Origin of the sequence: Fulvimonas sp. R45, from assembly GCF_030504985.1 — a bacterium.
Classification (GTDB): domain Bacteria; phylum Pseudomonadota; class Gammaproteobacteria; order Xanthomonadales; family Rhodanobacteraceae; genus Rhodanobacter_A.
This window is the reverse complement of sequence record NZ_JASERU010000009.1, coordinates 14,608-37,222: the sequence shown is the minus strand read 5'-3', so window position 1 is coordinate 37,222 and position 22,615 is coordinate 14,608. Positions and strand designations below refer to the sequence as shown.

Genomic DNA, 22,615 nt, shown 5'->3' with positions numbered 1-22,615 from the left:
TATAGTGGGCCGTTCGCATTCCCCGACCCGAAGGAAGCCGCATGAAGACCCCGGTCCTGGCCCGCCCCGCGGCGGTCGCCCTGTTCGCCGTGGCCGCCGCGCTGAGCGCGCCGGCCTTCGCCGACGGCAAGGATGCCGGCTTCGATCCCCAGGCGCTGTTCGCGCCGCTGGCCCTGCCGCACCCGGCCAACGCCATCCGCGACGGCGCCGGCAGGCCCGGCCCGGCGTTCTGGCAGAACCGTGCCGACTACGCCATCCAGGCGCGCATCGACCCGGCCACGCACACGCTCGCCGGCGACGAGACGATCACCTACACCAACCACAGCCCCGACGCGCTGGACGCGCTGTGGCTGCAGCTGGACCAGAACATCTACAAGCCGGATTCGCGCGCCGCGACCACGTCGCCGTTCCCGCGCAAGCCCGGCCAGTCCACCGACGGCTACCAGCTCGACGCGGTGGAGATCGACGGCAAGCCGGTGCATTACCTGGTGGACGACACCCGCCTGCGCGTGGACCTGCCCGCGGCGCTGAAGGCCGATGGCGGCCAGCTCAAGCTGCGCATCCGCTACCACTACACCGTGCCCGGCACGTGGGGCGGCCGCACCGCGGTGACGCCGAGCAAGAACGGCGACATCTACGAGATCGCGCAGTGGTTCCCGCGCATGGCGGTGTACGACGACCTGCGCGGCTGGGACACGCTGCCCTACCTGGGGCAGGAGTTCTACCTCGAATACGGCACCATCGACTACGCGGTGACGGTGCCGTGGAACTGGATCGTGGAAGGCTCCGGCCAGCTCGTGAATCCCGACCAGGTGCTCACCGCCACCGAACGCCAGCGCCTGGCCGAGGCGGCGAAGAGCGACCGCACCGTCTACATCCGCAAGCCGGACGAGGTGAACGATCCGTCCAGCCGGCCCACCCGCAGCGGCACGCTGACCTGGCGCTTCCACATGGAGCACACCCGCGACGTGGCCTTCGCCGCCTCGCCGGCCTTCGTGTGGGACGCCGCGCGCATCAACCTGCCCGGCGGCAAGCACGCGATGGCGATGTCGATCTACCCGGTCGAGGGCGTGGGGGCCGACAAGTGGAATCGTTCCACCGAATACATCAAGGGCGCGGTCGAGCACTTCTCGGCGAAGTGGTACCCGTACCCGTGGCCGAACGCGATCAACCTCGGTGGCCACGGCGCCGGCATGGAATACCCCGGCATCGTGTTCGACGGCTACGAGGACCACGGCAAGCCGCTGTTCTGGATCAGCGCGCACGAGATCGGCCACACCTGGTTCCCGATGGTGGTGGGCTCCAACGAGCGCCGCCACGCGTTCATGGACGAGGGCTTCAACACCTTCATCGACGTCTACGCCTCGGACGCCTTCAACCACGGCGAATACGGCCCCAAGCGCGACGGCGAGTACGCGCCGCACGGTGGCAACCCGGTGGACGAGATCCTGCCGCTGCTGGCCGATCCGGACGCGCCGGTGCTGATGGCCCACGCCGACTCGATCAGCGAGAAGTACCGCCACCCGCTGACCTACTTCAAGGGCGCGCTGGGCCTGGTGCTGCTGCGCGAGCAGATCCTCGGCCCGGACCGCTTCGACCCCGCCTTCCGCGCCTACATCCGTACCTGGGCGTACCACCATCCCACGCCGTCGGACTTCTTCCGCTTCATGGACAGCGCCGCGGGCGAGGACCTGTCGTGGTGGTGGCGCGGCTGGTACTTCCACAACTGGCAGTTGGACATGGGCATCGCCGGCGCGTCCTACGTGGGCAACGACCCCGCCCGGGGCGCCACGGTGGACCTGGTCAGCCGGCAGAAGCTGGTGATGCCGGCCACGCTGCGCGTGGACTTCGCCGACGGCAGCCACCGCGACCTGCGCGTGCCGGTGGAAGCGTGGCGGCAGAGCGGCACGCCGAAGATCACGCTGGACACGGGCAAGCGCATCGCGAAGCTGGAACTCGACCCCGACCACAAGCTGCCCGACGCGGACCGTTCCAACAACAATTACACGATGCCTTGAAATGGAACTCCCTCGGCGTCGTGCTGTACCGCGGCATGCCGGAAGTTCCAACAACAGCTACACGATGCCTTGAAATGGAACTCCCTCCCCTGCTCGCAGGGGAGGGTCGGGGAGGGGTAAGCAACCTCGCGGGAGCGTTTACCCCCTCCCGGCCTCCCCCTGCAGGCAGGGGAGGAGCGCACCGTCAACCGTTGACGTGCGTCATGCTCGCCGCCGCGTAGCGCTCGCCGGCCACCGCCTCGGGCGGGAACACCGCGTCGATCGCGGCCAGGTCGTCCTTCGACAGCGTCACGTCCAGCGCGCCGAGGTTCTCGTCCAGCCGGCTGCGCTTCTTGGTGCCGGGGATCGCCAGCACGTCCTCGCCCTGCGCCAGCACCCAGGCCAGCGCCAGTTGCGCGGGCGAGCAGCCCTTGTCGGCGGCGAGCGCCTTCACCTTGTCCACCAGCGCCAGGTTGCGGGCGAAGTTCTCGCCCATGAAGCGCGGGCTGTGGCGACGGTAGTCGTCGGGTTCGAAGTCGTCGGGCGAGCGGATCGCGCCGGTGAGGAAGCCGCGCCCCAGCGGCGAGTAGGCGACGAGGGCGATGCCCAGCCGGCGGCAGGCGTCGAGCACGCCGTTGTGCTGCGGGTCGCGCGTCCACAGCGAGAATTCGCTCTGCAGCGCGGCGATGGGGTGCACCTTGCCGGCGCGTTCCAGCGTGGCGGCCGAGGCTTCGCTCAGGCCCAGGTAACGCACCTTGCCCGCGGCCACCAGCTCGGCCATCGCACCCACGGTTTCCTCGATCGGCACGTTCGGGTCCACGCGGTGCTGGTAGTACAGGTCGATGGTCTCGATGCCGAGCCGCTTCAGGCTGCCCTCGCACGAGGCGCGCACGTACTCGGGGCGGCCGTTGACGCCGCGCGCCTGCGGGTGGGCGGGATCGCGCACGATGCCGAACTTGGTGGCGACGAAGGCCTCGTCGCGGCGTCCCCTGATCGCCTTGCCCACCAGCTCCTCGTTGATGTGCGGGCCGTACATGTCGGCGGTGTCGAGCAGGGTCAGGCCGCGGTCCAGCGCATGGTGGATGGTGGCGATGGATTCGGCGTCGTCGCGGTCGCCGTAGAAGTCGCTCATGCCCATGCAGCCGAGGCCGAGGGCGGAAACCTGGGGACCGTTCTTGCCGAGCGTGCGGGTCTGCATTGCGATGCACTCCATGGGTGAGGGTGGCGCCATGGTGCGTCGTGGCCGTTGTCGGATAAATACTCAATAATCACCATCACCATTCAATTCAGATCAACAATCCATGGATCGCCTGGACACCATGCGGCTGTACGCGCGGATCGTCGAGCTGGGCAGCTTCACCGCCGCCGCCAACGACCTCGGCCTGCCGCGCGCCACCGTCACCCACGCCATCAAGAAGCTGGAGGCGCGGCTGGGCGCGCAACTGCTGCAGCGGACCACGCGCTGCCAGCGCGTCACCCGCGACGGCCAGGCCTACTACGCGCATTGCGTGCGCCTGCTGGCCGACCTGGACGAGGTGGAGGCGGATTTCCGCGACGCCGCGCTGAAGCCGCAGGGGCGCCTGCGCATCGACGTGCCGGCCACGCTGGCGCGCCGGCTGGTGATCCCCGGGTTGCCGGAATTCTGCGCGCGCTACCCGGGCATCGAGCTGGACATCGGCACCAGCGATCGCTTCGTCGACCTGCTGCGCGAGGGCGTGGACTGCGTGCTGCGCGTGGGCGAGCTGCCGGACTCCGGCCTGGTCGGGCGGCGCGTGGCCATGCTGGCCCAGGTCACCGTGGCCAGCGCGGACTACGTGCGCCGGCGCGGCCGGCCCGCCACGCTGGCGGAGCTGCAGCAGGGCCATGTGGCCGTGAACTGGGCCTCGCCCACCACGCGCCGGCCTGAGCCCTCGCTGGAGTTCATGGTGAAACGCCGCCGCCGCGAGGTGCACCTGCCCTCGCGCGTCACCGTCAGCGGCGTGGACGCCTACCTGGCGTGCTGCGAGGCGGGGCTGGGCATCGCGCAGTTCCCGCGCTACCGCATCGCCGGGGCGCTGGCCGGAGGCAGCCTGTGCGAACTGCTGCCCGGCCTGCCGCCGCCCACGCTGCCGGTGCACGTGCTGTACGCGCCGCAGCGGCAGATGCCGGCGCGGCTGCGCGTGTTCGTGGACTGGCTGGTGGAACTGATGGCGGCGCAGCGCTGACGCCGGCCGGCCGCCGCTCAGGGCGAAGCGACCGGCGTCTGCTGGGCGAAATAGACGTGCCAGGCGTCGTGGTCCCAGACGTAGTAGTCGGCGAACCATTGCCGGTGGACTTGCCCGTCGGAAGCCTTCGACGCCGTGGTGCCGAAGGCGACGGCCGCGTCGCCCTGCAACAGCACGCGTTCGGCCGGGAGGCCGGGTATCGGCAGGTGCTTCCCCTGGTTGGAGCGCGCCAGCGCCAGTTCGCCGTTCAATCGCATCGTGCGGCCGTCGCCGAGGATCTCGGTGAAGCCGGGCAGCAGCAGGCACGCCTCCAGTACGGTATCGCCCTTGAGGTAGGCGACCGACCAGGCCCGTTCCAGCCGCTGGATGGTGGCCGGATCGCGCTTCTGCCCCTGCAGTTCGGGACGGTCGCAGGTCGATGGCGCCTGGGCATGGGCGGACGCCACGGCCAGGCCGGCAAGGCAGGCCATCCATGCCCATGGCGCTGTGCGGCGCGGTCGAGGCACATCGGATCGGCGTTTCACGGGCGGCTTCCTCCGGGAGGCATGGACGTCCTGCCAGCCTGCCGTTTTCGCGCCGAGCCGCCATGAGCTGGTGACGACCGGCCCGGCGACGATGGCGAGCGGCCGCCTATCGCGGCCCGCCGGCCGACAGGACCGGGTGGACCCGCGTGGCCGGCGGACGGCGCGGTCGGCCCATGCGGATATCCGCCTCAGGATTGCCGCGGCTGCACCGCGCGCACCGGGCCGTCGCCCCAGGTCCCGTCGGTGAGCGTGGCGCCGGCCTCGCGCAGCGCGTCGCGGTGCTCGGCCAGCGGGCGGCGCAGCATGCAGTCCTCGAAGCGGGCCAGCCTGCGGAACGCGGGCAGTTCCAGCGTGCGCGCCACCAGCCCCGCGGTGCGCGGCCAGCGCGCCGCGTCGATGGCGTAGCGCACGAAGGCGGCGGTGCGGAAGTAGCAGGCGATGCTGATGTCGGCGATCGAGAGCCCGCCGAACACGAAGCCGGCGGCGGGCAGCTGGCTTTCCAGGTAATCCAGCGCGGCGGGGATCTCCACCTCCAGCGCCTGCGCGACCACCGCCTCGTCGGGCGGCTCGCCGGTGGTGCGCCGGCGGATCGAGCGCTGGTAGAACAGTCGCCAGATCAGCCCGTCGGCCAACCGGGTGTCGGCGTATTCCTCCAGCCAGCGGGCGCGGGCGCGCGCGGCGATGTCGTGCGGGTACAGCGCAGGCGAAGGGTGCTTGTCCTCCAGGTACTGGCAGATCACCGAGGAATCGTTGAGCACCAGTTCGCCGTCGAGCAGCACCGGCACCCGCCCGAGCGGGCTGAGCCGGGCGAACGCGGCGTTGCCGGTGAACGGCGGGATCGGATCGATCGCGTAGTCCAGCCCCTTCAGCTCCAGGCAGGCCAGTACCTTGCGCACGTAGGGCGAGATGTAGCTGCCGATCACGACGAGGCCGGGCATGCGTGCGTCCTGGGAAGGCGGGACGGCCAGCGTGGCGGCCGCCTCGTGCCGGCGTCAAGTCGCGTGGCCGCCGCGCCCCCTCAACCTTTGGCAGGGGTGCCGAAGGTCATGGCGCGCTAGCATCGGGCGATTCGCGCGCGGTCCGGCCGCGCGGAACGGCCGCTTTACGAGAACACCCCGAGGGGAGCGCAGCATGAATTCGACGATCGGCAAGACGCGCCTGTGCGGTGCGCTGGCAGCGGGGCTGCTGGCGTGCGCCAGCGGCGCGATGGCGCAGGGACGCACGCTCACGGCGCAGGATTATGCGCAGGCGGAACGCTTCATGTCCTACAACACCATGCCGCTGGTCGACCACGACGTGCAGCGGGTGAAGTGGCTGGACGACACCCATTTCTGGTACCGCGACCACGACGCCCGCGGCGACCATGTGATGGAAATGGACACCGTCACCGGCAAGGCCGCCCCGGCGTTCGACCAGGCCCGGCTGGCCGCCGCGCTGGGCAAGGCCACCGGCAAGCCGGTGCCGGCCGACAAGGTGCCGCCGTTCGGCTTCGACTTCAGCGTGCAGAAGGACGGCCGCTACGACATCGAGCTGATGGGCAAGCACTACCTGTGCGATCTCAAGGGCGCCGGCCAGTGCACCGCCAAGGCCAAGGCGAAGACCGGCGACGAGCCCGGCATCCTCTCGCCCGACAAGACCAAGGAAGCCTTCGTCCGCGACTGGAACCTGTGGGTGCGCGACCTCGCCACCGGCAAGGAGACCCAGCTCACCACCGACGGCGTGAAGGACTTCGGCTACGCCACCGACAACGCCGGCTGGATCCACACCGGCCGCGCCGTGGTGAACTGGTCGCCCGACTCGAAGAAGCTCGCCACCTACCAGCAGGACCAGCGCGGCGTGGGCGAGATGTACACCGTGAAGACCCAGGTCGGCCACCCGGTGCTGGACGCCTGGAAGTACCCGCTGCCGGGCGACAAGAAGGTGTTCATGATCGAGCCGGTGGTGATCGACGTGGCCAGCCGCAAGGTGGTGCGGCTGAAGATCGAGCCGCAGCAGCGCCTGTCCAGCCTGTGCGACGACATCAGCTGCAACAGCGACGGCCACTGGAGCGACCTGAAGTGGGCGCCGGACAGCCAGACCCTGGCGATGGTCAACAGCTCGCGCGACCGCAAGCACGAGTGGTACCGCGTGGCCGACGCGCGGACCGGCGCCGTGCGCACGGCTTTCGAGGAAACCGTGAAGGACTACTACGAAAGCGGCCACGGCGAGGTCAACTGGCAGTACCTGCCGAAGACGGACGAGGCGGTCTGGCCGTCCGAACGCAACGACTGGAACAACCTCTACCTGGTCGACCTCAGGACCGGCAAGGTGAAGCACCCGATCACCACCGGCGACGGCAACGTCGCCGAGGTGCTGCACCTCGACCGCAAGGCGCGCGAGCTGTGGTTCGTGGGCGTGGGCAAGGTACCCGGCGTGAATCCCTACTACCGCCAGTTCTGGAAGGTGAGCCTGGACGGCGGCAAGCCGGTGCTGCTCACGCCGGAGAACGCCGACCACACCATCAGCCTGTCGCCCGACGGCAAGACCTTCGTCGACAGCTACTCGACGCCGACCACGCCGCCAGTGACCGTGCTGCGCTCCAGCGCCGATGGCCACGTCATCGCCACCATCGCCAAGGCCGACATCAGCCGCCTCAAGGCCGCCGGCTGGGTGGCGCCGATCCCGTTCACGGTGAAGGCGCGCGACGGCAAGACGGACCTGTACGGCATCATGTTCAAGCCGTCGCACTTCGATCCGCACAAGAAATACCCGGTGATCGACTACGTCTACCCCGGCCCGCAGACCGGCTCGGTGCGCGGTCGCAGTTTCAACCCCTCGCGCGGCGACAACCAGGCGCTGGCCGAACTCGGCTTCATCGTGGTCGCGCTCGACGGCATGGGCACGCCGTGGCGCTCCACCACGTTCCACCACACCTGGTACGGCGACATGGGCGACAACACGTTGCCCGACCAGGTCAAGGGCATCCAGGAACTGGCGCAGCGCTACCCGTGGATCGACGTGAACCGCGTCGGCATCTGGGGCCACTCCGGCGGCGGCAACACCACCGCCGACGCAATGTTCCGCTACCCCGACTTCTTCAAGGTCGGCTGGGCCGAGAGCGGCAACCACGACAACCGCAACTACGAGAACGACTGGGGCGAGAAGTACCAGGGCCTGCTGGTGACGAACAAGGACGGCACCACCAACTACGACAACCAGGCCAACCAGGACATGGCGAAGCACCTCAAGGGCCATCTGATGCTGGTCCACGGCACCATCGACGACAACGTGCCGGTGGGCGAGACCTACCTGGTGGCGCAGGCGCTGATCAAGGCCAACAAGGACTTCGACATGCTGATCATCCCCAACGTCCACCACGGCTACGCCGCCTCCACGCCGTACGCCACGCGCCGGCGCTGGGACTACTTCGTGCAGTACCTCGCCGGCGACACGCCGCCGAAGGAGTACAGGCTGAAGGCGTGGCCGTGGTTCTGATCGCGCACACGTGACGGATCGAGCGAGGCCGGGGCGAGAGCCCCGGCTTTTTTCGTCATAAACGAGCCGCTCGATCTTCGATGAATCGCGGTACCGTGGTTTGACCGCATCGGCCACGTGGCATGAAGGACGCCCACAAACCGGGCCGACCTCCAGCTGGGCAGCAGCCGAATGACAGCGGCAGAGCGGGCTCATGCCATATTTCAAAGGATTGGCACAGGTCGGTGGCCGTGGCAGTCTCAAACCGGCCAGGGTCGGCCGGGAGTCGATCGGCCATATCCATCGGCAATGCGGGTTGCGTACCCTCATCCGGTAGACTTGCCAAGCCATTTGCCGGACACCGGTTCACGACGCAACAACCGTCCGAGAGCGAGATTGCTATGCAAGTCAGGGAAAGCACCATCGAGCAGGAGTTGATCGAAAAGCTTGGTGAGCTCAAGTACACGGTACGCCCGGACATCCACGACCGCGCCGCGCTGGAACGCAACTTCCGCAAGCATTTCGAAACGCTCAACCGGGTCAGCCTGACCGATGCCGAGTTCCAGCGCCTGCTGGAGGAAATTGTCACGCCTGACGTGTTCAAGGCCGCACAAACGCTGCGCCACCGCAACGCGTTCACCCGCGACGACGGCACGCCGCTGAACTACACCCTGGTCAACATCACCGATTGGTGCAAGAACACCTTCGAGGTCGCCAGCCAGTTCCGCATCAACACCGACTATAGCTACCACCGCTACGACGTGATGCTGCTGATCAACGGCGTGCCCGCCGTGCAGATCGAGCTGAAGACGTTGGGCATCAACCCGCGCCGCGCCATCGAGCAGATCGTCGAATACAAGAACGACGCCGGCAACGGCTACACGCGCACGTTGCTGTGCTTCATCCAGCTGTTCATCGTCAGCAACCGCGACGCGACGTATTACTTCGCCAACAACAACGCGCGCCATTTCGCCTTCAATGCCGACGAGCGCTTCCTGCCCATCTACCAGTACGCCGCACCCGACAACAGCAAGATCAGTGGCCTCGATGCCTTTGCCGACGCCTTCCTGCCCAAATGCACGCTGGGGCAGATGATCAGCCGCTACATGGTGCTGGTGGCCAGCGAGCAGAAGCTGCTGATGATGCGGCCGTACCAGATCTACGCGGTGAAGAACATCGTCGAGTGCATCGACAAGAACCTGGGCAACGGCTACATCTGGCACACCACCGGCAGCGGAAAGACGCTCACCAGCTTCAAGGCCTCCACCCTGCTCAAGGCCAACCCGGCCATCGAGAAGTGCCTGTTCGTGGTGGACCGCAAGGATCTGGATCGCCAGACTCGCGAGGAGTTCAACCGCTTCCAGGAGGGTTGCGTCGAGGAGAACACCAATACCGAGTCACTGGTTTGCCGCCTGATGTCTGACGATGCTGCCGACAAGGTAATCGTCACCACCATCCAGAAGCTGGGTCGTGCGCTGGATCCGGCTCGCGCAGACTATCGGCAGCGGCTGGAACCCTTGCGCGACAAGCGCATCGTCTTCATCTTCGACGAATGCCACCGCTCGCAGTTCGGCGAAAACCACCAGGCCATCAGGGAGTTCTTCCCCAACGCCCAGTTGTTCGGCTTCACCGGCACGCCGATCTTCGAGGAAAACGCCAGCTACAAGCGCATCGAAGGCGACGAGCAAACGCTGAAGACCACCGAGGACCTGTTCCAACAGTCTCTGCACGAATACACCATCACCCACGCCATCGAGGACAGGAACGTCCTGCGCTTCCACGTCGAGTACTACAAGCCCGACGGCAAGCACGCACCCAAGCCGGGTGAAACGTTGGCCAAGCGGGCCGTGGTCGATGCCATCCTGAGCAAGCACGATGCCGCCACCGGCGGGCGCCGCTTCAACGCCATCCTCGCCACGTCATCCATCAACGACGCCATCGAGTACTTCGACATTTTCAGGACGGCACAGGCGGAGAAGCAGCAGGCCGATCCGGACTGGCAGCCGCTCAACATCGCCGCCGTGTTCTCGCCGCCCAGCGACGTCAGCGCCGATGTGCGCCAGTTGCAGGAAGACCTGCCGCAGGAGCTGGCCGACAACAAGAAAGACCCGGACGCCAAGAAGGCTGCACTGAAGGCCATCATCGCCGACTACAACACGCGCTTTGGCACCAACCACCGCATCGAGGAATTCGACGCCTACTACCAGGATGTGCAGCAGCGCATCAAGGACCAGCAGTTCCCCAATGCCGACCTGCCGAAGAAAGGCCGCGAGAAGCTGGACATCGTGATCGTGGTGGACATGCTGCTCACCGGCTTCGACAGCAAGTACCTCAACACGCTGTACGTGGACAAGAACCTCAGGCACCACGGCCTGATCCAGGCGTTCAGCCGCACCAACCGCGTGCTCAACGACACCAAGCCCTACGGCAACATCCTCGACTTCCGCGGCCAGCAGAAGGAGGTGGACGCCGCCATCGCGCTGTTCTCCGGCGCCAGGGCCGACAAGGCGCGCGAAATCTGGCTGGTGGACACCGCGCCGGTGGTCATCGACAAGCTGAAGGAGGCCCGTGCCAACCTCGACAGCTTCCTCGCCTCGCAAGGGCTGGAGGGCAAACCCGAGGACATCGCCAACCTCAAGGGAACCGCGGCCAAGGTCGCCTTCGTCAAGCACTTCAAGGAAGTGCAGAAGCTGCAGACCCAGCTCGACCAGTACACCGACCTGACCGCCGAACAGCAGGCGCAGATCGAGACGATCCTGCCCAAGGACGAACTGCGCAGCTTCCGTGGCCAGTACCTGCAGAAGGCCGAGGAACTGCGCGCCGACCAGAAGAAGCCCGGCGGGCTGGACGAAACCACGCGCAACGAAGTCGAGCAACTCGACTTCGAGTTCGTGCTGTTCGCCTCCAGCACCATCGACTACGACTACATCATGAAGCTGATCGCCGATTACTCGGAGAAGGCACCCGGCAAGGCCAGCATGAGCCGCGAGCAATTGATCGGCCTGATAGCCAGCGATGCCAAGTTCATGGACGAGCGCGAGGACATCAGCGAATACGTGCGCGGGCTGAAGGCCGGCGAAGGGTTAAACGAGGACGCCATCCGTATGGGCTACGAAAAGTTCAAGGCGGAAAAGGCCGCGCGGGAAATGGCTGTGCTATCCGGTAAGCACGGCCTGTCGGTCGCCAGCTTGCAGACGTTCGTCGATGCGATCCTGGCCCGCCGCATCTTCGATGGCGAACAACTCACCGAACTGCTGGCCCCGCTGGATCTGGGCTGGAAGGCGCGCACCCAGGCCGAACTGGCGCTGATGCGCGACCTGCTGCCGCTGCTGCACAAGCACGCCGGCGGCCGCGAGATCGCCGGGCTGAAGGCGTACGAGGAATGAGCATGGCGAAGCAGGGGGCGAAGACGGCGGTGCCGAAGCTGCGGTTTCCGGAGTTTCGGGACGCTCCCGCCTGGGAATGGAAGACGTTGACCCACGTTTGTGACATGCAGGCGGGTAAGTTCATATCCGCGTCGGAAATATCCGAAAGTCCATACGAAGGGTCATATCCGTGTTATGGCGGAAATGGCTTGCGAGGTTACACCTCGACCTTTACGCACTCTGGCAAGTATCCCCTTGTTGGGCGACAAGGGGCACTTTGTGGGAATGTTCAATATGCCCAAGGCGACTTCTACGCTACGGAGCACGCACTCGTATCGTCACCTAAAATTGGAATTGACGTCGATTGGCTTTGTTACACGTTAGATGGATTGCAGTTGAATCAGTTTGCAACGGGACAGGCCCAGCCCGGGTTATCTGTTGATGTTTTGAAAAGTGTTCCGTGTGCTGTGCCAGAAACTGAGATTGAACAACAAAAAATCGCCGATTGCCTGACCTCGCTGGACGAGGTGATTGCCTCGCAGGGCCGCAAGGTCGAGGCGTTGAAGGCGCACAAGCGTGGTCTGATGCAGCAGCTATTCCCTCGCGAAGGCGAAACGTGCTCCCATCTGCGCTTCCCCGAGTTCCGGGATGAGCCGGAGTGGAAAGAGAAAAAGCTCGGTGACATAACTTCAATCGTGCGCGGTGGCTCCCCGCGGCCCATCGACGGCTTCCTGACGTCGCATCCTGATGGCCTCAACTGGTTGAAAATTGGTGACGTTGATCGGGATGCGATGTTTGTCACCAAGACCGCAGACAAGGTGCGGCCAGAGGCGCTGTCTAAGACTCGTGTAATTCAGGCGGGTGATTTCATTCTGTCGAACTCGATGAGTTTCGGTCGCCCGTACATTTCGGCGATCGAGACATGTATTCATGACGGCTGGATCGCTGTCACCCGCATCCCTGACAGTCTGGATCGTAGGTTTCTCTACTATTCGATCCTTTCAGAGCGAAGCCAAGCGTATTTCGTAGATCAAGCTGCCGGGAGCGGCGTGCAGAACCTCAACAAGGACATCATCAAGTCATTGGTGCTTGGGATGCCGGCGGTTGAGGAGCAACAACGCATCGCCGACTTCCTCTTCTCCTTAGATGCCCAGATCACCGCCGAATCCCACCAGCTGACCGCCCTCAAGACCCACAAGCAGGGCCTGATGCAGCAGCTGTTCCCGGCGCCGGCGGAGGGTTGATCTATGGCGCCTTTAGACTTCCCGGCATTGACTGAATTGGCTCAACACCTCCGAACGGAGCTGGCGGGCAAGAAGACAATTTTGCTCTATGCCTACAACGGCACGGGCAAGACGCGACTCTCCGTGGCGTTCAAGGACATGGGCAAGCAGCGGGTGCCTGCGGCGCTGATCACGGAGGCGGGGGAACTCATCCTTACCGAGGATGGCGGGGCCATCGAGGTTGAGGATGCCCAAGGCGACACGCTCTATTTCAATGCCTTTACGGAAGACCTGTTCAGTTGGGACAACGACCTACAGAACGATCGGGAGCGGTCGCTGACGATCAACAAGGACTCGCGCTTCTTTGCTGGCCTTGACCAGTTGGAGATGGACAACCGTATCCGCCGATTGCTTGGCCGATACGCCGACTTCGACTTCCGCATCGACACGATCCGCTGGAAGGTGAGCTTTTCGCGCGAAACGCAAGTGGCGGGTGAGCGGGTGTCTGCGGAAGACATCAAGATCTCGCGGGGAGAAGAAAACATCTTCATCTGGTGCTTCTTCCTTGCCATCGTGGAGCTTGCGATGGACCCCGAGATCGAGGCGTACCGCTGGGTCAAGTATGTCTACGTGGACGACCCGATTTCATCGCTGGACGAGCACAACGCGATTACCGTCGCCAACCAGCTGGCGCAACTGCTCAAGCGCGAAGACAGCATGCTCAAAGCCGTGATCTCGACGCATCATCCCTTGTTCTTCAACGTACTGTGCAACGAGATGAAGAACGCCAAGCGTTTCTTTTTGGGCAAGGGCCCGGGCGGTGCTGGTTACACCCTTCGAGAGGAGAAGGGCGACACGCCGTCCTTCCACCACGTTGCGGCGCTGACCGAGCTGTACCAGGCCGCCCAAGAAGATCGCCTGTTCACGCATCACTTCAACATGCTGCGCACGATCCTCGAGAAGACGGCAAGCTTCCACGGGCACAAGAATTTCTCGGCCTGCATCAAACAGGCCGATGACGATCCGGATGGCATCCTGCATACGCGACTGATCAACATCATGAGTCACGGCAACTACTCGTTGTTCGAGCCGAAGCAGATGCTGGACGAGAACAAGGCCCACTTCAGGAAAATTCTCGGCGATTTTCTGGCGCGCTACGCCTTCAATCCCGAGCTGTTCCCTCCAGCGCCTGATGAACGAGTAGGCGCATGAGCGAGCTGATCCTCTATACCAGCGAAGACGGCAAGAGCCGCATCCAGCTCCGTGCCGAAGGCCAGACGGTCTGGCTGACGCAGGCGGAGATGGCGGAGTTGTTCGACGTCACCGTCGACAACATCAGCCTGCATCTGAAAAACATCTTTTCAGACAAGGAATTGGAACCTGAACGAACTACCGAGGAATCCTCGGTAGTTCAGCGGGAGGGCGGGCGCGAGGTGCGTCGGCCGGTCACGCTCTACAACCTCGACGCCATTCTGGCCGTGGGCTACAGAGTGCGTTCCCCACGCGGCGTGCAGTTCCGCCGGTGGGCCAGTACCGCGCTCAAGGAGTACCTGCTCAAGGGCTTCGTCATGGACGACGAGCGCTTGAAAAACCCGGATGGCCGCCCGGACCACTTCGACGAGATGCTGGCCCGCATCCGCGAGATCCGCGCCTCGGAAAAGCGCTTCTACCAGAAGGTGCGCGACCTGTTTGCCCTGAGCGTGGACTACGACAAGACCGACCGCGCCACGCAGGTGTTCTTCGCCACCGTGCAGAACCTGTTGCTTTACGCGGTGACCGGGCAGACCGCCGCCGAACTCATCATGGCTCGCGCCAACCCCGACGATCCGCATTTCGGCCTGCGCGCCTGGAGCGGCGGACGGGTGCGCAAGCAGGACATCCTGATCGCCAAGAACTACCTCACCGAAGACGAGATCGACACGCTCAACCGGCTGGTGGTGATCTTCCTGGAAACCGCGGAACTGCGGGCCAAGAATCGCCAGGAGATTCCCATGCGTTTCTGGATGGAGAACGTGGGCCAGATCATCAGTTCCAACGGCTTCCCGTTGCTGACGAGCGCCGGCTCCGTCAGTCACGAACAGATGGAAGCTGCTACCAGCGAGCGGTACCTCGCGTTCGACGAGCAGCGCAAGCAGCAGGAAGCGCGCGATGCCGATGCTGCCGACGAGGCCGAGCTGGCCGCGCTGGAAAACAAGATCAAGCGACGACTTAAGAAATGACCGAAAACGACCAGAAACAACTCGGCAAGACCCTGTGGGCCATCGCCGACCAACTACGCGGCAGCATGAACGCGGACGACTTCCGCGATTACATGCTGTCCTTCCTGTTCCTGCGTTACCTGTCGGACAACTACGAAGCGGCGGCCAAGAAGGAGCTGGGATCGGACTACCCCGATCCGGCAACGATCGGCAACAGCGGCAAGACGCCGCTGTCGGTGTGGTACGCGGCCAATCCGGGTGACGTGGCCGAGTTCGAGAAGCAGATGCGCCGCAAGGCGCACTACGTCATCAAGCCAAAGTACCTGTGGGGCAATATCGTCCACCTAGCCAAGACCCAGGACGACACGTTGCTGGACACGCTGCAATTCGGCTTCAAATACATCGAAGAGGATTCGTTCCAGAGCAGCTTCGAGGGGCTGTTTTCGGAGATCAATCTCGGCTCGGACAAGCTGGGGCGCAGCTATCCCGCGCGCAATGCCAAGCTGTGTTCCATCATCAGCGAGATCGCGCGCGGCATGGCGTTGTTCTCCACCGAGACCGACACGCTGGGCGATGCCTACGAGTACCTGATCGGCCAGTTCGCTGCAGGCTCCGGCAAGAAGGCCGGCGAGTTCTACACGCCGCAGCAGATTTCCAACATCCTGTCCGCCATCGTCACGCTGGACAGCCAGGAGCCGAAGACCGGGCCGCGCAGCAAGCTGGACAGCGTGTTCGATTTCGCCTGCGGCTCCGGTTCGCTGCTGCTCAATATCCGCAACCGCATGAAGGAGGCAGGCGGCAGCATCGGCAGGATCGTGGGGCAGGAATACAACGTCACCACCTACAACCTGGCGCGCATGAACATGCTGCTGCACGGGGTGAAGGACACCGAGTTCGAGATCTACCACGGCGACACGCTGAACAACGATTGGGACTGGTTGCGCGAGACCAACCCGGCGAAGAAGCCGCAGTTCGATGCCGTGGTCGCGAACCCGCCTTTCAGCTATCGCTGGGATCCCGGCGAGGCGATGGCGCAGGACGTGCGCTTCAAGAACCATGGCGTGGCGCCCAAGAGCGCCGCCGATTTCGCCTTCCTACTGCATGGCCTGCACTATCTGAAGGACGACGGTGTGATGGCCATCATCCTGCCGCACGGCGTGCTGTTCCGGGGCGGCAAGGAGGCGGACATCCGCCGCAAGCTGCTGGATGACGGCCACATCGATACGGTGATCGGCCTGCCGGCCAACCTGTTCTATTCCACCGGCATCCCGGTGTGCATCCTGGTGCTGAAGAAATGCAAGAAGGCCGACGACGTGCTGTTCATCAATGCCGCCGAGCATTTCACCAAAGGCAAGCGCCAGAACCAGTTGAGCGACAAGGATATCGCCCGGATCGTCGATACCTACCGGCAGCGCCCCGAAAAGCCGGTGGAGCGTTACGCCCGCCGCGTGCCGATGAAGGAAATCATCAACAACGACTACAACCTCAACATCTCACGCTATGTCAGTACTGCCGAGGCCGAGAAGGAAATCGACCTGAAGCAGGTGCATGGTGAACTGGAACAGATCGAGAAGGATCTAGCGGCGGCCAAGCAGCGCCACAACACCTTCCTGCTGGAATTGGGTTTGCCGCCGCTGCCTTAAGGCGGTGCGTCCCTGCGCGGATTGAAGAGGCCCCCCATGAGGGGCGGGCGACAGGCATATGCCTGGTACGTCGTGGCGTCCTCTCCGCTGTTGGCTAGCGTACTGCCGCTCGTGAACCGCTGGCGTCGTGGTTCGCGTGGCTATTGCCAGCTTTGTTCGGCCGGCGCCGCTTGCTACACGGGTGGAACGTGGCGGAGCTGCGCACGATGCTAGATGGCGACCGGGTGTCGCTGGAGCTGGCTATGATCGAACGGTTGCGTGGAAGCCGGAGCGTGGTTCAATCCGCGCGCGTGGCCACCACCGGCGGCACCGCCGCCGCGCGCAATGCGGGGCCGAGCACGGCGAGCTGGCCGAGCAGCCACAGCGCCAGCGCCGCGACGGGCAGGTAGGCGAGCGGCAGGCGCGGCAGCTCGTAGTGCCGCATCAGCAGCAGGTTGAGGCCGAGCGCCAGCAGGGCGCCGGGCAGCAGGCCGCCGCCCACGATCAGCGCGTTCTCGGCCTGGAAGTAGCGCAGGATGTCGCGCCGGGTGGCGCCCACCGCGCGGCGGATGCCGATGGCGCGCCGCCGCTGCTGCACCCAGAAGCTGGCGAGCCCCGCGATGCCGACCGCGGTGACCAGCAGCAGCCCGGTCGCCGCGGCCAGCAGCAGGCCGAGCATGGTGCGGTCGTGGCGGAAGTAGTCGCTGCGCAGCTGCTCGAAGGTCTGCGCATGGCGCAGGATGCGGTTGCCGTCGAGCCGGTCCAGCACCTCGGCGGCCCGCTTCAGCACGCGTTGGCGCTGCGCCGGCGTGGTGCGCAGCACGTAGGTGACGCTGTCGTCGTCGGGCAGCATCGGGAACAGCATGGCGTATCCGTTGCCGTCGCCGGTTTCCAGCATCGGGCGCAGCAGGCGGTCGACCACGCCGACGATGCGCACCGGCTGGTCGCCGGGATAGACCAGCCGGCCGAGCGGATCCTGGCCCGGGAACAGGCGCGCCGCCAGCGCGCGGGTGACGATGGTGGCCGACACGTGGTTGATGCCGTCCCAGTCGTGGGCGCTGTCCACCGGCACGTATTCGTCCGGCCGGAAGTCGCGACCGGCGACCAGGCGCAGGCCCAGCGCCTGCCGCTCGCCCGGCGTGCCGTTGAAGGCGGTGGCGGCCAGGTGTGCGGACCCGTCCGGCACGGTGGCGATGCCGTTGCTCCAGTTGTTGCGGTTGAACGGCAGCGCGTCGACCGCCGCCACTGCCCTCACGCCGGGGATGCCGCGCAGCGCGTCCAGGTCGGCGGCATGGCGCGCCAGCGGGTTGCCGTCGCCGAGGCTGGCGCTGTCGATCATCACCAGTTCGTCCTCGGCCACGCCGCTGGGCCAGCGCATCTGCGCGGCGCGTCCGGCGATCATCAGCGCCACGTTGCAGACGATGGCGCAGGTCAGCGCCACCTGCAGCGCGAGCAGCAGCACGGTGAGCCGGTGGCGGGCGAGGCTGGCGAGCATCGGGAAGCGTGGCATGTCGGGGTTCCGTGCAGGCGGATGGGGAGTGCGGCCATGGAGGGCGCGCCTTCACGCGCAGGGCCGGCGCATCAGGTCGCCTTCAGCTGCAGCGCCGGCGCGATGCGGCAGGCGCGCCAGGCCGGCAGCAGGCCGGCCAGCACGCTGGCGGCGACCGCCAGCACGAAGGTGCCCAGCAGCATCGCCGGGTCCATGTGTGCGAGTTGCGCGTAGCCGTCGGGGCGCTGGCGCACGCTCCACAGGCCGAGCTGGGCCAGTGCGAGGCCGAGCGCGCCGCCGGCCAGCCCGATCACCGCCGACTCGACGCCGAACTGCACGAAGATGTCGCGCCGGCGCGCGCCCAGCGCGCGGCGCACGCAGATCTCGCCGCGCCGGCGCAGGAACTTCGCCAGCAGCAGGCCGACGATGTTGACCATGCACACGCCGAGGAAGCCCAGCGCCAGCCACAACTGCAGGCGCAGGTCCGCCGGGATCAGGTGCTCGTGGGCGAGCCAGTCGACGAGGCCGTGCAGCCGCGCGTCCACCGGGCGCGGGAAGCGGCCGTGCGCCTGCTGGTCGCGCCAGTAGCCGGCGAGGAAGGCGCGATAGGCCCGCGCCTTGGCCGGGCTGTCCAGTTGCACCCAGAACTGCAGCCAGGTGCAGTGGTCGCTGCGGCGGTCGTCGCCGCCGCTGCCCCAGCAGCTGAACCGGCCGTTGATGTTCAACTTCAGCTCCAGCGCGGTCTGCAGTGGCACGAAGAACTGGTCGGGCTGGCCGAAGGCGCGGTCGTTGATCTCGGCGTAGAAGGCGGGTTGCGGGTGCCAGTCGTCGAGCACGCCGACCACGCGGAAGTCGGTGTCCTTCAGGCGCACCGTGCGGCCGACCGCCGGCGCGCCGCCGAACAGCCGGCGGGCGAGGCCGGCGTTGAGTACCGCCACGCGGGCGCGGTCCTCGTCGTCCCGTGCGCTCCAGCCGCTGCCGGCACGGAACGGCGTGGCGAACATCGGGAAGAAATCCGCGGTGACGTAGTGCCCGTGCTCGAAGAATGGGCGTTGCCCGGCCTGCGCGGGGCGCACCGGCACCGAGCCGCCGCTCATCGCCGCCTGCCGGTCGGCGCGGCGGGCGTGCAGCAGGGCCATCGCGTCCGGCCAGGCGAGGCTGTCGGGCAGGTCGCCGGAGCTGGCGCCCTTGGGCTGCCCGTGCGCCGGCGGGCGTGGGTCGAGCTGGGGCACGTACAGCTGCGCGCTGCGCCCTGGCAGCGGATCGCCGGACATGGCGTGCAGCACCGCGATCATCGTCATGCTGGCGCCGATGCCCAACCCGATGGCGAGCACCATCAGCGCGGTGAGCACCTTGCTGCGCTTGAGGCTGCGCAGGGCCAGGGCGAGGTAGTAGCCGTGCATCGTGTTCCTCCGGCGATCGCCGCGCGCTGGCGCAGCGTTCCCTGCCGCCTGCGGCAAGCAGGCGGTGCGTGTGGAACGGTCGGGTCGGCGCGCCGTGCGGCGCACCTCGGTTCAGCGGCGGCTGGCGTCCTGGGCGAGGCCGCGGGCGATCGCCTCGTCGAGCAGCTGCGAGGCGCGCTGGTCGGCCGCGGCAAGCACCGCCTGCTGGCGCTGGGCGCGGGCGTCGAGCTGCGGCTGCAGTGCCGCCAGTTGCTTCTGCAGCGAAGCCCGGCTCGCTTCGATGTCGCGCTGCTGCTCGTCGAGGCTGGCCAGGCGCGCCGCGGCGCCCGGCGCCTGCGGGTCCGCGCGCAGCTCGCGGCGCTGGCTGTCGATGCTGCGTTGCCTGGCCTGCAGGCCCTCGAGCGGGCCCTTCAGCTTCCACTGCTCCCCCTCCAGCTTGCCGGCGTCGCGCCAGTACGCGGCGACCGGCGCATAGGCGTCGCGCGCGCGGTCGACGAAGGCGGGATCGCGGATCACCCAGGAACGGTTGCCGCGGCGGAACCAGAACATCGGCGAGGGGTCGGCCTGGTGCAGGCGCCTGGCCAGCGCGGTGTCGGCGGCCGTGCCATGGACCGACGCGGTGTCGCTGTGGCCGTCGTGGTCGTACAGGGCATGCGCATAGCGGCTGTCCGGCGCGGCGACACTGACGTCGACGTCGACATCGCGGTGTGCGCGCGCCGTCGCGACCGGAGCCGGCGCGGCCGCGCGCGCCGGTGTGGCCATCGACACCGGTTGCGCCACGCCCTTGGCCAGCGCCTCTTCCAGCAGCGTGTCGATCTGCCGTTCGGCCTGGACCGAGGCCGCGCGTTGCTGCTCGCCGAGCGCCTGCTGCTGCTTGCCGAGCGCGTCCTGCTTGCGGCCCAGCGCTTCCTGCTGCGAGCCCAATGCCTGCTGCTGCTTCTCGAGTGCGGCCTGCTGGTCATGCAGGGCCTTGTGCTCGGCATCCAGCTTGGCGGCCTCGGCCTGCAGTGCCTTGCGCGCGTCGGCCTGGTCCGTGCTGCCGCGGCTGTCCAGCCCGGCCATGCGGGCGTCCAGCTCCGCCTGCCGGGCCGCGAGCGTGGCTTCGCGGGCGCCGAGCGTGCCTTGCTGGCTGCCGAGGCGGCCCTGCTGTTCGCCCAGCCGGCCCTGTTGCTCGCCCAGCGCGCCTTGCCGCTCGCCCAGTGCGCCTTGCTGCTTGCCCAGCGCGGTGACCGGCGCATAGGCGGCCCTGGCGCGCTGGATGTAGGCGGGATCGCGGATCAGCCAGGACTTGTCGCCGCGGCGGAACCACAGCAGCGGCTGGCCCGGCTTGCGCAGGTGGCGCACGGTGGACAGATCGCCGTCGGTGCCGTTGATGGTGACCGAGTCGCCGTCGAGCAGGGCGAAGCCGTAGCCGTTGTCGTCGTGCGTGCTGATGCTCACGTGGTGGCCGGCGAAGCCGGCGGGCAGCGGCGGCTTCGGGGGTACGGGCGGCGGCGGGGGCGGTGCCGGCGGCGTCGCCATGTGGGGTGCGGGTGGTGCGGGTGGTGCGGGCGGCGGCGGCGGCGCGGGAGGCGGGGTGGACGGCGCGGACGGCAGGTAGGCGCCGACCGCGGGGCTGGCGTTCGACTGCTTCGCCGCGCCGGCCGTCACGCGGTACGGCAGCACGCCGGTCAGCGCGACGAGCGCGACGAGCAGCCAGCCGCGCGCGAGCGGCATGGCGTTGGAAGTCTGCTGCAACATGGTCAGTCGCCTCTTGAGGTTGTGGAAGGTGGGCGATGCACCCGCCAGCCCGGTGTGCAGGGGATGCGCCACGCCCAGGCGCAGCAGCAGGTGGCCGTAGTCCTGCGGTGCGGTGGGCTGCTGCTCGAGTACCTGCGCGTCGCAGGCCGCCTCGCGGTGCAACGCGTATTCGCGCGTCGCCCAGCGCAGCAGCGGGTGGAAGAAGAACAGCCGTTGCGCCAGCGCGGGAATCCATCCCAGCACCAGGTCGCCGCGCTTCAGGTGGGCCAGTTCGTGGGCCAGCGCCAGCGAGGCCTCGGCGGGCGCGAGCGGGGACGCGGCCGGCCACAGGACGACGGGGCGCCGCAGCCCGCACACCTGCGGCGAGGCGACGGCATGCGAGGCGAGCAGCGGTGGACAGCGGCGCAGGCCGATGGCGCGCGCCTGCCGCACGCATTGCGCCTGCAGCGCGACGTCGGCCAGCGGTGTCGCGGCCCGGCGCAGGCGCCGCGTGCGGCGGTGCTGCAGCAGTATCGCCGGCACCTGCGCCAGCAGCAGCGACAGCCACAGCGCGGCCAACAGCACGCGCCAGTGCGCGGACAGCCGCTCCGGTGCGTTCGCCGTCGGCATGCCGGTCGGCGTGGCCGCGGCGGCCGGCACGACGGTGGCCACCGACGGTACGGGCGCCGCCGCGGCGTTTTGCGTCACCGCCGCGGCTGGCGTGGACGGTCGTGCCGCGGCTGCGCCCGTGGCGGCCGGCGATGCGGTCGCGGGCGCCGCGACCGCCGGCGGCGTCAGCAGCGGCAGGGCGATCGGCGCATGCCAGGCCAGGCCCAGCAGGGCCTGCAGCCCCACCAGCCACCACAACGCGCAGCGCGCGGCGGCCGGCAGGCGCGGCATCGCGCGCAGCAACAGGCCGACCAGGCCTGCCAAGGCGACAGCCTGCAGCGACGTCCAGGCCAGGCGCGTCAGCAGCAGGGAGGCCAGATGATCGAGGGTCGCCATCTCACTTCTCCTTGCGGGTGGTCTGCAGCCGCGCCACCAGCGCCTGCAGTTCGGCCAGTTCCTCGTCGCTGACCTCGCCGCGCTCGGCCATCCACGCCACGAACGGCGAGACCGAGCCGCGCAGGGTGTTCTCGACGAAGCTGCCCACCGCGCGGCGCATCACCTCGCCGGTGCCGGTAGCGGTGCTGTAGCGGTACATGCCCTGCGCCTGGCGGCGCTTGAGGTAGCCCTTGGCGCGCAGGCGCTCCATCATGGTCAGCACGGTGGAGCGGGCGAGGCCGTGCGTCTCGCCGAAGCCGGCGGCCACTTCGCCCACCGAAGCGGGTTCGTGCTCGGCCAGGTAATGCAGCAGGGCGAGTTCCTGGTCGCCGATGGACGGTCGGGTCATGCGGGTGCACCTGTCTTGACTACAC

At 67.2% G+C, this 22,615-nt stretch carries 15 protein-coding genes; 8 read left to right on the top strand and 7 right to left on the bottom strand.

The window, feature by feature from the left end:
* The first annotated feature begins 41 nt into the window (after positions 1 to 41).
* Positions 42 to 2,018: a M1 family metallopeptidase gene (locus tag QMK61_RS10155; protein WP_302072086.1), complete on the top strand. Its 1,977-nt coding sequence runs from the start codon at positions 42 to 44 to the stop codon at positions 2,016 to 2,018.
* Between the two features lie 184 nt (positions 2,019 to 2,202).
* Here QMK61_RS10155 and QMK61_RS10150 read toward each other — a convergent pair whose 3' ends face one another.
* The gene (locus tag QMK61_RS10150) at positions 2,203 to 3,195 is read right to left on the bottom strand and encodes an aldo/keto reductase (protein ID WP_302072085.1); all 993 of its coding nucleotides are present in this window, start codon (positions 3,193 to 3,195) and stop codon (positions 2,203 to 2,205) included.
* A 103-nt stretch (positions 3,196 to 3,298) separates the two neighbouring features.
* Here QMK61_RS10150 and QMK61_RS10145 point away from each other — a divergent pair, with 103 nt between their 5' ends.
* Positions 3,299 to 4,201, top strand: coding sequence for a LysR family transcriptional regulator (locus tag QMK61_RS10145; RefSeq protein WP_302072084.1), 903 nt, complete (start codon positions 3,299 to 3,301; stop codon positions 4,199 to 4,201).
* A gap of 17 nt (positions 4,202 to 4,218) precedes the next feature.
* Here QMK61_RS10145 and QMK61_RS10140 read toward each other — a convergent pair whose 3' ends face one another.
* Together QMK61_RS10140 and QMK61_RS10135 are read right to left on the bottom strand one after the other, a co-directional pair.
* The gene (locus QMK61_RS10140) at positions 4,219 to 4,671 is read right to left on the bottom strand and encodes a hypothetical protein (RefSeq protein WP_302072083.1); all 453 of its coding nucleotides are present in this window, start codon (positions 4,669 to 4,671) and stop codon (positions 4,219 to 4,221) included.
* A 242-nt stretch (positions 4,672 to 4,913) separates the two neighbouring features.
* A complete protein-coding gene (locus tag QMK61_RS10135; RefSeq protein WP_302072082.1) occupies positions 4,914 to 5,663 on the bottom strand; it encodes a glutathione S-transferase family protein in 750 nt (249 codons plus the stop codon).
* A 193-nt stretch (positions 5,664 to 5,856) separates the two neighbouring features.
* Here QMK61_RS10135 and QMK61_RS10130 point away from each other — a divergent pair, with 193 nt between their 5' ends.
* The 6 genes from QMK61_RS10130 (at position 5,857) to QMK61_RS10105 (ending at position 16,607) form a co-directional block, all read left to right on the top strand.
* The gene (locus QMK61_RS10130; RefSeq protein ID WP_302072081.1) at positions 5,857 to 8,199 is read left to right on the top strand and encodes a S9 family peptidase; all 2,343 of its coding nucleotides are present in this window, start codon (positions 5,857 to 5,859) and stop codon (positions 8,197 to 8,199) included.
* Between the two features lie 380 nt (positions 8,200 to 8,579).
* Positions 8,580 to 11,564, top strand: coding sequence for a type I restriction endonuclease subunit R (locus QMK61_RS10125; RefSeq protein WP_302072080.1), 2,985 nt, complete (start codon positions 8,580 to 8,582; stop codon positions 11,562 to 11,564).
* The gene (locus tag QMK61_RS10120; protein WP_302072079.1) at positions 11,561 to 12,787 is read left to right on the top strand and encodes a restriction endonuclease subunit S; all 1,227 of its coding nucleotides are present in this window, start codon (positions 11,561 to 11,563) and stop codon (positions 12,785 to 12,787) included. The genes QMK61_RS10125 and QMK61_RS10120 overlap by 4 nt, the downstream gene beginning before the upstream one ends.
* Before the next feature lie 3 nt (positions 12,788 to 12,790).
* Positions 12,791 to 13,978 carry an AAA family ATPase gene (locus tag QMK61_RS10115; RefSeq protein ID WP_302072078.1) on the top strand — a complete coding sequence of 396 codons (1,188 nt, stop codon included), beginning with the start codon at positions 12,791 to 12,793 and terminating at the stop codon, positions 13,976 to 13,978.
* Positions 13,975 to 14,985, top strand: a complete 1,011-nt coding sequence (locus QMK61_RS10110) for a virulence RhuM family protein (RefSeq protein WP_302072077.1) — start codon at positions 13,975 to 13,977, stop codon at positions 14,983 to 14,985. The genes QMK61_RS10115 and QMK61_RS10110 overlap by 4 nt, the downstream gene beginning before the upstream one ends.
* Positions 14,982 to 16,607 (top strand): type I restriction-modification system subunit M, encoded by a 1,626-nt coding sequence (locus QMK61_RS10105; protein WP_302072076.1) that lies wholly within the window; start codon positions 14,982 to 14,984, stop codon positions 16,605 to 16,607. The genes QMK61_RS10110 and QMK61_RS10105 overlap by 4 nt, the downstream gene beginning before the upstream one ends.
* A gap of 277 nt (positions 16,608 to 16,884) precedes the next feature.
* Here the strand turns inward: QMK61_RS10105 and QMK61_RS10100 are convergent, their stop codons facing one another.
* The 4 genes from QMK61_RS10100 to QMK61_RS10085 all read right to left on the bottom strand — a co-directional run bounded on the left by QMK61_RS10100 (position 16,885) and on the right by QMK61_RS10085 (position 22,590).
* Positions 16,885 to 18,096: an FtsX-like permease family protein gene (locus QMK61_RS10100; protein WP_302072075.1), complete on the bottom strand. Its 1,212-nt coding sequence runs from the start codon at positions 18,094 to 18,096 to the stop codon at positions 16,885 to 16,887.
* A 71-nt stretch (positions 18,097 to 18,167) separates the two neighbouring features.
* Entirely contained in the window at positions 18,168 to 19,478 is a 1,311-nt protein-coding gene (locus QMK61_RS10095; protein ID WP_302072074.1) for an ABC transporter permease, read from the bottom strand.
* 111 nt (positions 19,479 to 19,589) lie between these two features.
* Entirely contained in the window at positions 19,590 to 22,202 is a 2,613-nt protein-coding gene (locus QMK61_RS10090) for a M56 family metallopeptidase (protein WP_302072073.1), read from the bottom strand.
* A 1-nt stretch (position 22,203) separates the two neighbouring features.
* Positions 22,204 to 22,590, bottom strand: a complete 387-nt coding sequence (locus tag QMK61_RS10085) for a BlaI/MecI/CopY family transcriptional regulator (RefSeq protein ID WP_302072072.1) — start codon at positions 22,588 to 22,590, stop codon at positions 22,204 to 22,206.
* Between the last annotated feature and the right edge of the window lie 25 nt (positions 22,591 to 22,615).

Coding starts and splice junctions, on each gene's coding strand:
- QMK61_RS10155 (WP_302072086.1), top strand. CDS start 42: ATGAAGACCCCGGTCCTGGCCCGCCCCGCGGCGGTCGCCCTGTTCGCC.
- QMK61_RS10150 (WP_302072085.1), bottom strand. CDS start 3,195: ATGCAGACCCGCACGCTCGGCAAGAACGGTCCCCAGGTTTCCGCCCTC.
- QMK61_RS10145 (WP_302072084.1), top strand. CDS start 3,299: ATGGATCGCCTGGACACCATGCGGCTGTACGCGCGGATCGTCGAGCTG.
- QMK61_RS10140 (WP_302072083.1), bottom strand. CDS start 4,671: ATGGCCTGCCTTGCCGGCCTGGCCGTGGCGTCCGCCCATGCCCAGGCG.
- QMK61_RS10135 (WP_302072082.1), bottom strand. CDS start 5,663: ATGCCCGGCCTCGTCGTGATCGGCAGCTACATCTCGCCCTACGTGCGC.
- QMK61_RS10130 (WP_302072081.1), top strand. CDS start 5,857: ATGAATTCGACGATCGGCAAGACGCGCCTGTGCGGTGCGCTGGCAGCG.
- QMK61_RS10125 (WP_302072080.1), top strand. CDS start 8,580: ATGCAAGTCAGGGAAAGCACCATCGAGCAGGAGTTGATCGAAAAGCTT.
- QMK61_RS10120 (WP_302072079.1), top strand. CDS start 11,561: ATGAGCATGGCGAAGCAGGGGGCGAAGACGGCGGTGCCGAAGCTGCGG.
- QMK61_RS10115 (WP_302072078.1), top strand. CDS start 12,791: ATGGCGCCTTTAGACTTCCCGGCATTGACTGAATTGGCTCAACACCTC.
- QMK61_RS10110 (WP_302072077.1), top strand. CDS start 13,975: ATGAGCGAGCTGATCCTCTATACCAGCGAAGACGGCAAGAGCCGCATC.
- QMK61_RS10105 (WP_302072076.1), top strand. CDS start 14,982: ATGACCGAAAACGACCAGAAACAACTCGGCAAGACCCTGTGGGCCATC.
- QMK61_RS10100 (WP_302072075.1), bottom strand. CDS start 18,096: ATGCCACGCTTCCCGATGCTCGCCAGCCTCGCCCGCCACCGGCTCACC.
- QMK61_RS10095 (WP_302072074.1), bottom strand. CDS start 19,478: ATGCACGGCTACTACCTCGCCCTGGCCCTGCGCAGCCTCAAGCGCAGC.
- QMK61_RS10090 (WP_302072073.1), bottom strand. CDS start 22,202: ATGGCGACCCTCGATCATCTGGCCTCCCTGCTGCTGACGCGCCTGGCC.
- QMK61_RS10085 (WP_302072072.1), bottom strand. CDS start 22,590: ATGACCCGACCGTCCATCGGCGACCAGGAACTCGCCCTGCTGCATTAC.